This is a genomic window from Streptomyces virginiae (genome assembly GCF_040638905.1).
Lineage (GTDB): Bacteria > Actinomycetota > Actinomycetes > Streptomycetales > Streptomycetaceae > Streptomyces > Streptomyces virginiae_B.
Genome location: NZ_JBEZYV010000011.1, coordinates 253,945 through 263,259, shown reverse-complemented (window position 1 = coordinate 263,259; position 9,315 = coordinate 253,945). Strand labels below are relative to the sequence as shown.

Genomic DNA, 9,315 nt, shown 5'->3' with positions numbered 1-9,315 from the left:
GTGTCACGGCGTCAGCCCTCCGTCCCGGCCGGGCGGCGCCGCCGGGCCGTCTTGCGCGGATCGGTGGTGAGCCGGTCGCGGCTTCCCCGTCCGCGTGCGGGTCAGCCCGGGAGCGTCAGGACCGCGCCCGGCGGCACGAGGTCGGGGTTGGCGCCGATGACGGCCCGGTTCATGGCGTAGAGCTCGCGCCAGCGTGCCTCGTTGCCGAGCTCGCGGCCGGCGATCGCGGCGAGCGTGTCGCCCTGCTTGACGGTGTAGGTGCGCTTCTCGGCGGCCGGCTGCGGCTTGCCCACCGGCGCCGCGGGCACCGCCTTGTGCGCGGCCGAGTGGGGCGTCGGCGTGTGCGCCGCCCCCGGCCGTGTGGACGGCGGCGCGGCCTTCGGCATCACGGCGGGCCTGGGCGGTGCGGGCACGGCCTTGTGCGCCGCCGAACTGGGGGTCGGGGTCGCGGGGGCCGGCCCGGGCCTGGGCGGCGCGGCGGCCGCCATGCGCTCGGCGGCGGCCCTGGTCGCCGAGGCGGCGTCGGCCGCGGCGCTCCTGGAGGGACCCGTCCCCTTGTCCACCCGCTGCTGCACCTGTTCCTGCGCCTTCTTCTTGTCGGACTTGAGGAAGTCGAAGATTCCCATGTCTGTACGCCTCCGGCGTGAGGGCCCCCCTGGTGTCGATGCCCTTCCCCCCACTGTCCGCCACCGGGCGGCGGGCGGCCCAGCGACGGGGCCGTCCGGGGGACTCGCGGAGCGCGGGAACCGCCCGGGAAGCGACCGGGAAGACCTGGCCCGAACATCGTGGGACACGATGGAGGAGAAGACTGTGATCATCAGACAGGCCGCCGAGCGCGTGGTTCTGGTCAGGCCCGGGCCGGGGCTCCTGCACGCCGCGGTCGTGGCGGGCCTGGACGTCTGGGTGGTGTCGGACCCGGCGGCACGGCCCCCGGACGCCCCCTTCCCCTCCGAGCTGCCGCCGCAGCGGATCCTGCGCGCGGACTTCGACGACGCCGCCGCGCTGCGGGCCCTGCTGACCGAGACGGTCCGGCGGCACGGCATCGGCCACGTCCTGTACCTCGCGAGCGATCTCGGAAGGGGCCTCGGCAGCGGTGCGGCGGCCGCCGCCGAGGACGTGCTGAGGGACCTCACCGAGCCCCGCCCGGACCCTGCGGGCGGGCTGCCGGACGCGGTCGCGGTCCGGCGCGTCCTGAACCAGAGCCGGACCTCGGCCGTACGCGCCGAGGAAGCGCGGACCGTGGCCGAGGCCCGCGCGCTCGCCGAGGACTTCCCGCTGCCCGTGGTCATCAAGTCCGCCGACGGGTCCGGCTGTTGGTGGACCGTTCCGGTGCACGACCGGTCCGGACTCGACCGCTGGGCCGAGCAGGCCCGCACCGCGCGCCACAGCGCCCCCTACCTCGTCGAGGAACTCCTGACGGGTTCGAAGTTCCACGTCGAGACCCTCACGGTCGAGGGCATGCACCTGGTCGCGAGGATCACTCCGGAGGGGAACGCGTCACCGCTGCCCGAGGCGGAGCGGGCCGGGATCCGCGCGACCGTACGGGCCCTGCTGGACCTGGTCGGCTACGAGTGCGGCAGCACGCGGACGGACGTGCTGGTCGGCGCGCGGGGATCGCGCATCGCCGCGGCCGTCGAGCCGGACCGGGAACGGCACCGCGACGGCCCTTCCCGTGCCGCCGCCGCGAGCGGTAGCGAGAGGGGAACGGACCGGTAAGGGACTGGGCCAGTCTGTGTCCTGTCGAAAGCGGCACCCGCCCCACGGGAGCCGCACACCGGGCACCACACACCAGGGGGTTCAGCACATGCGCAGCAAGCTGGTCGGACTGATCGGGATCGTCGCGGTGGCCCTGGTGACCGGAGCCGGTGTGACGGCGCAGACGGCGGACGCCGGTCAGCCCGCCGGGTACGAGGTGCTCGCGGACGACAAGGGCCCGGGCGCCCCCTCCCCGCGCCCCGCCCCCTGACCCGGCCGTCCCTTGAGCCGGCCGTCCCTTGAGCCGGCCGGTTGCCGCGCAGGACCTGCAAGTGCCCCGTACCGGATCCGCGGTACGGGGCACTTCCCTGTGCGGGGTCAGTAGGCCCGGCGGTCCGCCGGGAGCCCCATGACCTCGAACAACGCCTCCGCCGCCGTGCGGTGTCCGGCCGCCGCCGTCGGATCCCCGAGCGCCTCGGCCGCGTGGGCGAGGCCCACCAGCGCCGCCGCCTCCTCGGCCCGGAAGCTCATCGGCGACGCGATCTTGTGGGCATGGGCGTGCAGGTCCAGCGCCGCCGCGTGTGCCCCCCACGTCGCGTGGAGCCGTCCCAGGACGTTCTCCACCTTGGCGAGCCGGATCGGGGCACCGCTCGCACGGCCGAGGACCAGGGCCCGCCCGGCGAACGCCCGCGCCGCCACGCCGTCCTCGCGTTCCTGGGCCACCCGGGCGGACAGCGCGAGCACCAGGGCGACGTCCCCCGGCGACCTCGCCTCGTCGCACAGGTCCCGGGCCCGCTTCAGCGTGGCGTCCGCGTCCGTGTGCTCCGCAAGGCCCACCTGCGCGAAGGCCAGGTCGGTCAGGGCCGCGATCACATTGCTGCGGTAGCCGAGTTCGCGGCCGATCCCGATCGCCCGGCGGGCGGCGGCGGCCGCTTCCGGATACCGGCCCCACCGCTCGTACAGCGTGCTGAGCGAACTCAGGGTCTCGGCCTCCGCCCGGGGGTTGCCCAGGTCCCGGGCCATCGCGACCGACCGCTCCAGCAGCGGCAGGGCCTCTCCGTACCTCCCGAGCATCGACATCAGCAGTCCGGTGGTCGAGTCGCTGTGCGCCTCGGTGTGCCGGTCCCCGGCGCGCACCGCGGTGTCGCGCGCCTCCCTGGCCACGTCCAGGCCCTCCTCGAAGCGGCCCAGCTTCCAGCAGGCGGCGCCCAGGTTGGCCAGGCTGATGCCCAGCACGGCCGGATCGTCGAGCCGGCGGGCCGCGGCGACGGCCAGGTGCCCGACGCTCCAGAACTCGTCGAGCTGCCCCTGCGCGTGCAGGTGGAATCCCACGTTGCGGCTCAGACACGCCGCGTACCGGTCGTGGCCGGACCGCTCGGCGAGGGCCACCGCCGCGAGCAGCCCGGCCTGTTCCCGGTCGAACCAGCTCACGGCCTCGTCGGCGCTCCGGAAGGACGGCCGCTCGCCCGGGTAGGACGGGATCCCGGTGGGCCGCTGCTCGCGGCCCGGGAAGAGCACCTCGCAGGCCGCGTCCGAGGTCGTCATGTAGTAGCCGAGGAGCCGCTCGACGGCCGCCGCGTCGTCCTGCGCCGTCGCCGGACCCCGCAGGCTCTGCGCGAAGGTGCGCACCAGGTCGTGGAAGGTGTAGAGCCCGATGTCCGGCTGCTGTACGAGATGGACGTCCAGCAGGAACTCCAGGGCGTCCTCGGCGTCCCGGACGGCCGTGCCGAGGAGCGCGGCCGCCGAGTACACGTCGGTACCGGCGCACGGGTACAGGCTGAGGATGCGGAACGCGGTGCGGTACTCCTCGTCCATCGCCAGGTACGACAGGCGCAGGGTCGCCGCGACGCTGCGCTCCCCCGAACTCAGCTCGTCCATCCTGCGCGTCTCGTCGCGCAGCCGCTCGACGAGGTAACGCACCGTCCAGCGCGGCCTGTTGCGCAGCCGGGCCGTCGCGATCCGCAGGGCCAGCGGCAAGTGGCCGCACAGCTCGGCCAGTTCGGCGGAGGCCTCCGGCTCGGCGGTCACCCTGGCGGTGCCGAGCGTCTCGGTCATCAGGCTGGTGCTGTCCTGGGGCTCCATCATCCCGATGGACACCCACTCGACACCGTCGAGGTCGAGGAGCCGCCCGCGGCTCGTGATCAGGACGAGGCAGCCCGGCGAGGCCGGCAGCAGCGGCCGGATCTGCGGGGCGTCCACCGCGTTGTCGAGCAGCAGCAGCACCCGCCGGCCGTCCAGCTTCGCCCGCCACAGGGCGGTGCGCCCCTCCAGGTCCTCCGGGATGCGGTCGCCGGGTGTGCCGAGGGTGCGCAGCAGGCCGTCGAGCGCGGCGGCGGGCGAGACGGGACTGGCGCCCGGGGTGAAGCCGCGCAGGTCGACATGGAGCTGCCCGTCGGGGTAGCGGCCGGCCAGCTGGTGGGCGGCGTGCACGGCGAGGGTGGTCTTCCCCATGCCGCCCATGCCGTCGACGGCCACGATCCGGGAGTACCTCTCGCCGCCCCGGCAGGCGCCCCGTGCGTAGTCGAAGAGGCGGCTGAGCTCGCGGGCGCGGCCGGTGAAGTCGGGCAGGTCGTACGGCAGGGTGCACGGGGCGTCGTCCGGCGCGGCCCCGGACTGCGAAGGCGGCAACCGCTGCGGCTTCGAAGGCGGTTGCGGCTGCTCGGGCACCGGCCGCGCGAGGGCAGCCGCCCCGGGCAACGGGCCTGCCGGGCCCACCGGTCCGGCCGCGTCCGGCTCGGACTCCACCGGTACGGGCCCGGGCGCCGCCCCGGAGGCCGGCCGCTGCGGGGCAGGCCGCTCGGGAGCCGGCCGCTGCGGGGCGGCCAGCTCCGGGTCGTCCCGCAGGATCGCCTCGTACAGCTTGGCCAGCCGGGGCCCGGGGTCGATCCCGAGCTCTTCGACGAGCAGCCCGCGGACCTCCCCGTACTCCCTCAGCGCCTCCGCCTGCCGTCCCGAGCGGTACAGGGCCAGCATCAGCTGCCCGCGCAGCGTCTCCCGCAGGGGGTGCTGCGTGATCAGTGCGCGCAGGTCGGAGACCAACCCTCCGCTCTCGCCGAGCGCGAGGGACAGATCGAAGAACTGCTCGGCCGCGGCCAGCCGGCGCTCCTCCAGCGCCGTCGCGGCGGCCTCGATCACCGGCCCGCCCGTGCCGGACAGCACCGAGCCCCGCCACAGCGCGAGAGCGGACCGCAGGTGCTCGGCGGCCGCCGGGCGGTCACCCTCCCGCAGGGCCTGAGCCGCCGCCCTGGACAGCGCGTCGAACTCCCGCAGGTCGACCTGCCCGTCCGTCACCACGGCCCGGTAGCCGGGCCCGTCGGTGGCGATCACCGCCGACCCGGTGGGGATGCGCCGGCGCAGGTCGGCGACGGCCTTGCGGACCTGGTGCGCGGCGGTCGCCGGCGGGTCCTTCTCCCAGGTCGCCTCCACCAGCCGGGCCACGGGCACCACCCGGCCCGATTCGAGCAGCAGCATGCAGAGGACCCGTTCCTGGATCGATCCCCCCAGCCGCAGCCGTGCCCCGCCCGCCCAGCCTTCGAGTGAGCCGAGCACGTTGAAGCGCGGAGGGTCCCCCTCAAGACCCCTCGTGCCTCTCCTCCAGGTCTCCGTATCCGCCCCCGCCATCGGAATCCCCCCGTAAGCACAGGCCCTGACCAGGGCCATGTCAACGGGATCATAGGGGGTCCCTCCAGCACGCGGTAAGCATCCGGTAGCGGATCAGGAAGGCCCGCACGGACAGTTCACGGGCAGGCCTGACAAGGCGGCGGACGCAGCGAGTGCCGAAGGAGACGAGTGTGGGAAGACAGGAGCGACCACTGGCCCCCGACGCCGGACCCGTCACCGCGTTCGCCCGGGAGCTGCGCATGCTGCGGACCGCGGCGGGCGGCCCCGGCTACCGCGAGATGGCGACCCGCGCCATGTTCTCCGCGTCGGTCCTCTCCGAGGCGGCGGCCGGATACCGCCTCCCGACCCTGCAGGTGGCCCTCGCCTTCGCCGAAGCGTGCGGCGGCGACCGCGCCGGCTGGGAGCGGCGCTGGCACGAGGCGGCGCGCGCCGAGGGCGACGACGGCACCCCCCGCCCCGCGGCCAAGAACGTGCAGACGCACCAGGAGAACGAACTGCGCGCCGCCGACGTGCGTGCCGTGCTCCCCCCGCCGGCCCAGCTCCCGATGGAACCGCACACCCTGGTGGGACGGGCCGCCCTGCTCCAGCAGGCCCGGCTGCTGACCACCCGGTCCCACAGCGGGGAGCGGCCCGTGGCACCGCTGGTGATCAGCGGTCAGGTCGGTGCGGGCACGTCGGCCTTCGCGCTGCGCCTGGCCCACGAACTGGCGGCGAATCTGCCCGACGGACAGCTCTACGCGAACCTGGACCCGGCCGCCGGCGGGCACGACGACGCCGCTGGGATCGCGGGCGGTTTCCTGGAGGCACTGGGCATCCCCGCCGGCCGCGTCCCCGCCGACCCCGGCCAGCGCATCGGGTTGTACCGGTCCCTGCTCGCCCGCCGCCGGCTGCTCGTCGTACTCGACGGGGTGCGGCACGAGCGCCAGGTACGGGAGCTGCTGACGGCCGCGCCCGAAAGCCGCATCCTCATCACCAGCCGCTCCCGGCTGCTCGGCCTGGACGGGGTGCGCCGGATCCGGGTGCCCGCCCTGGAGCGGAACGAGTCCATGGAACTGCTCGCCCGGCTGCTGGGCGGCGACCGGGTCGGTGCCGAGCCGCGTGCCTGCCTGCTCCTCGCCGACGCCTGCGGCGACCTGCCGCTGGCGCTGAACCTGGCGGGCCGGCGCATCGCGGCCCGACCGGAGTGGATGCTCCAGCACGCGGTGTCGGACTTGATCGGCGACCGGCGGCGGGAACCCGCCCGCTTCCTGGGCCGGCTCCGGGTGGGCGACGACGCCCTGGGCGCCCGCCTCGACGACGCCTACCGGCAGCTGACCCCGTGGGCCCGCCTGATGCTGCGCCAGTTCGCCGCCTCCGACAACCCGCCCTCGGTGGACGACGTCGTGTACGGGTCCGCCGAAGCGCTCGCCGCCCTGGTCGAGCGCTCCGCCCAGCCGGTCGAGGACCTCCTCGAACGGCTCCTGGACGCCGGCCTCCTCGACCACGGCGACCTGCCTGGACAGTACGGACTGACGCCGATGGCCCGGGCGTTCGCCCTGACCCAGCCGGACCCGACGGAGGAGCCCGCGCCCGCCGTGCCCCGCACCGGGGCCCCCGTGCCCGTCCGTGCCCAGGTGTATTGACCGCGAGCGTGCACTGCCTGCTCCTTCACACCCGGCCGCCGGCCGGCAGTCCCGCGAGCCGCGGGGCGTGGCCGGCCGGCGGCGGTCCGTCGAGCGCGCCGGCACCGGTCGGCGCGCTGCCGGCCAGCCGGTCGGCGAGCGACCGGGCGATGAGCGGCGCGAACTCGAAGGACGTCCCGCCGCATGCCGCGTACGCGTATCCCGCGCCGCCCAGGGCGACCAGCGCCGGGCCGCCGGCCGGTGCGAAGGCGGCGTAGTAGGCGTCCTCGGCCGCCGTCACCCAGGCCGGCCCGAAGCCGGGCAGGACGTCGCCGAACTCCCTCTCCAGCATGCGCTGCCAGTACGGGTCGGTGGCGTGGTCGGTGATCTCGTCCACCACCCGGCGGGCGGTGGACGAGGTGAGCTGGAGGCCCCTGCCGGCCACCGGCGGGACCAGCCGGGCTCCGCCCGGGGTGCCGAGGGAGGCGATGGCAGGGGTGGCCGCCCACGCGCGCGCCTGGTGCGGCGGCACCCGGCAGTGCAGGAGGGACTGCCGGTAGAGGGTCAGCCGCTCGGCGACGCCCTCCGGCAGCAGGTTCCGGGACCGGGGGTCAACCGCCACCAGCACCGCGTCACCGTGCAGGTCCCGCCCGTCGGCCAGGCGTACGGTGCCGCTCCCGCCGTCGACGGCGGTCACGGCGCGGTGCTCGACCAGCTCGACGTTCCGCTGCCACTTCAGCCAGCCGGCGCAGGCGGCGAGGACCCGTCCGGCGAGCAGAACGCCCGCCTGCTCCTCCAGTACCGCGCCGAGGCCGCGGTCCAGGTGCAAGTGCGGGTAGCGGTCGTGCAGGCCGGCCGCCGTCAGCTGCCTGGCGGTGCCTCCGGCGTTCTCGACCAGGGCCGCGCCGTCCGCCGCCGCTGCGGGCGGCAGCACGGTGAGGGCTCCGACCCGCTCGTAGAAACGCGTCAGGAACAGCTCTTCCAGTTCGACCCAGCGGTGGTGCGCGCGCAGCGCCGCCCGCGTGGTCCGCGGGTCGGAGGGATGCAGGGACCGCAGGATGAGGTGCCGGCCGGGAGGGGCGGCCACGCCGTCCGGGACGCACCCCTCGTCCACGACCGTGACCCGGTGTCCGTCGAGCACGCACTCGACCGCGGTGAGCAGGGCGATCACCCCGCCGCCCACGACCGTCACCCTCGCAGGCATCTCAGGCCCCGGTCGGGACCGGTTGCCCGGCTTCGGTTTCGGCCTCGGCCTCGGCCTCGGCTTCTGCTCCGGCTCCGACGGCGGCCGCACGGTCGTGCTCGCGCAGCGACGGGACGGCGGCCGGGCCGAGCAGCCGTGCGGCCCGACGGGGCGGGGTCGGGGCGGTCGTGGACACAATGGCTCCTGGGAGGTCGGGCCCGGACGTCGACCGGCACGGCCCGGTGGCAGCCGGCCCGGGGCGCGACGACCAGATCGGCGGCCCGGACCACGTGGCCTTCACCCGTCGAGAACATCCGGTTCTCCGATTCGCCGACTCCACCCCATTGCACGGCGCCGCCCGATTGCCCGGAAGTGTTCCGGGCCCAGGACAATCAAAAGCCGCATACGGCCGTCAGCGCACGACCGGCGCTCCAGCGCCACGTGCAGCCCGCCGGTGTCAGGGCCGTCGGCGGCCACGGGCGATGTGCCCGTCCGGGCGGACCGGCAGCGCCGGTGCGCGACCACCCGGCGGGTGCGAGGCACTTCAGCCACTCGGTCTCCGGCACCGGGCTCCCCCTGGGGACCAGCACACACCGCCGCCGCGCGGCACCTCGTAGCCGTCTTCCGCCCGCGAGCCGCAGATCGGGCACCCGGCGTCCGGCCGATGCCGGCGGCAGACAGTCCCCGAGGACGAGGGGCCGTTCTCCCGAGCAGCAGCGCGCACGCCGTGCTCCGGTACCGCGCCGCGGCCCTGACGAGCAGCCCGCCCGGGGCATCCCGGGGAGCCGCTCGACGCAGCGCTGGGCGAGCGGCAGGGCTTCCGAGGGCTCGCAGGCATGCGGGAGGCGCGGCGCGCCGGCTCACGGCGGCCGGCCGTGCCGAGTGGTCAGTGGTTGGCGCGGATCAGGTCCAGCAGGCCGGGGAACCGCTCGTCCAGTTCCGCCCGACGCAGGGTCGCCGCCCTGCTGTTGCCGCGGTCCACCTGTCCCACCAGGCCCGCCTCGCGCAGGACCTTGAAGTGGTGGGTGATCGTCGACTTCGAGACCGGGAGGTTGAAGGACGCGCAGGTCCGCGCCGTGCCTTCCGGCTCCTTCAGCAGGGCGGAGACGACCGTGTAGCGCAGGGGGTCGGCGAGCGCGCTCAGTACCGCCGGCAGGCTCATCTCCTCGAGCGAGGGGTGGCCGTCCTCATCGGGCATCGCGTACTCCTTCCTGA

8 protein-coding genes are annotated in these 9,315 nt (G+C 75.5%); 3 read left to right on the top strand and 5 right to left on the bottom strand.

Going from position 1 to position 9,315, the window contains the following annotated elements; genetic code table 11:
• Positions 1–101 precede the first annotated feature (101 nt).
• Positions 102–626: a LysM peptidoglycan-binding domain-containing protein gene (locus AB0F82_RS18710; protein ID WP_362628820.1), complete on the bottom strand. Its 525-nt coding sequence runs from the start codon at positions 624–626 to the stop codon at positions 102–104.
• A gap of 184 nt (positions 627–810) precedes the next feature.
• Here AB0F82_RS18710 and AB0F82_RS18705 point away from each other — a divergent pair, with 184 nt between their 5' ends.
• Together AB0F82_RS18705 and AB0F82_RS18700 are read left to right on the top strand one after the other, a co-directional pair.
• The gene (locus tag AB0F82_RS18705) at positions 811–1,716 is read left to right on the top strand and encodes a hypothetical protein (protein WP_362628817.1); all 906 of its coding nucleotides are present in this window, start codon (positions 811–813) and stop codon (positions 1,714–1,716) included.
• A gap of 88 nt (positions 1,717–1,804) precedes the next feature.
• Positions 1,805–1,966, top strand: coding sequence for a hypothetical protein (locus AB0F82_RS18700; RefSeq protein WP_356811259.1), 162 nt, complete (start codon positions 1,805–1,807; stop codon positions 1,964–1,966).
• A gap of 107 nt (positions 1,967–2,073) precedes the next feature.
• Here the strand turns inward: AB0F82_RS18700 and AB0F82_RS18695 are convergent, their stop codons facing one another.
• Complete coding sequence (locus AB0F82_RS18695) at positions 2,074–5,166, bottom strand: AfsR/SARP family transcriptional regulator (protein WP_362628814.1); 3,093 nt, start codon at positions 5,164–5,166, stop codon at positions 2,074–2,076.
• Between the two features lie 320 nt (positions 5,167–5,486).
• On the opposite strand from AB0F82_RS18695, the gene AB0F82_RS18690 reads away from it, so the two are divergent.
• Positions 5,487–6,938 (top strand): NB-ARC domain-containing protein, encoded by a 1,452-nt coding sequence (locus AB0F82_RS18690; RefSeq protein WP_362628811.1) that lies wholly within the window; start codon positions 5,487–5,489, stop codon positions 6,936–6,938.
• 25 nt (positions 6,939–6,963) lie between these two features.
• Here AB0F82_RS18690 and AB0F82_RS18685 read toward each other — a convergent pair whose 3' ends face one another.
• From AB0F82_RS18685 to AB0F82_RS18675, 3 genes are all read right to left on the bottom strand, one after another.
• On the bottom strand, positions 6,964–8,121 hold the full coding sequence (locus AB0F82_RS18685) for an NAD(P)/FAD-dependent oxidoreductase (protein WP_362628808.1): 1,158 nt from the start codon (positions 8,119–8,121) through the stop codon (positions 6,964–6,966).
• Position 8,122: 1 nt separating this feature from the next.
• Positions 8,123–8,296, bottom strand: coding sequence for a hypothetical protein (locus AB0F82_RS18680; protein WP_362628805.1), 174 nt, complete (start codon positions 8,294–8,296; stop codon positions 8,123–8,125).
• Positions 8,297–8,986: 690 nt separating this feature from the next.
• Positions 8,987–9,298 (bottom strand): ArsR/SmtB family transcription factor, encoded by a 312-nt coding sequence (locus AB0F82_RS18675; RefSeq protein ID WP_356811264.1) that lies wholly within the window; start codon positions 9,296–9,298, stop codon positions 8,987–8,989.
• Positions 9,299–9,315: the final 17 nt, after the last annotated feature.

Excerpts from the sequence above, each read along its gene's own strand:
- AB0F82_RS18675 (WP_356811264.1), bottom strand. The coding sequence starts at position 9,298 with ATGCCCGATGAGGACGGCCACCCCTCGCTCGAGGAGATGAGCCTGCCG.
- AB0F82_RS18710 (WP_362628820.1), bottom strand. The coding sequence starts at position 626 with ATGGGAATCTTCGACTTCCTCAAGTCCGACAAGAAGAAGGCGCAGGAA.
- AB0F82_RS18700 (WP_356811259.1), top strand. The coding sequence starts at position 1,805 with ATGCGCAGCAAGCTGGTCGGACTGATCGGGATCGTCGCGGTGGCCCTG.
- AB0F82_RS18685 (WP_362628808.1), bottom strand. The coding sequence starts at position 8,121 with ATGCCTGCGAGGGTGACGGTCGTGGGCGGCGGGGTGATCGCCCTGCTC.
- AB0F82_RS18695 (WP_362628814.1), bottom strand. The coding sequence starts at position 5,166 with ATGCTGCTGCTCGAATCGGGCCGGGTGGTGCCCGTGGCCCGGCTGGTG.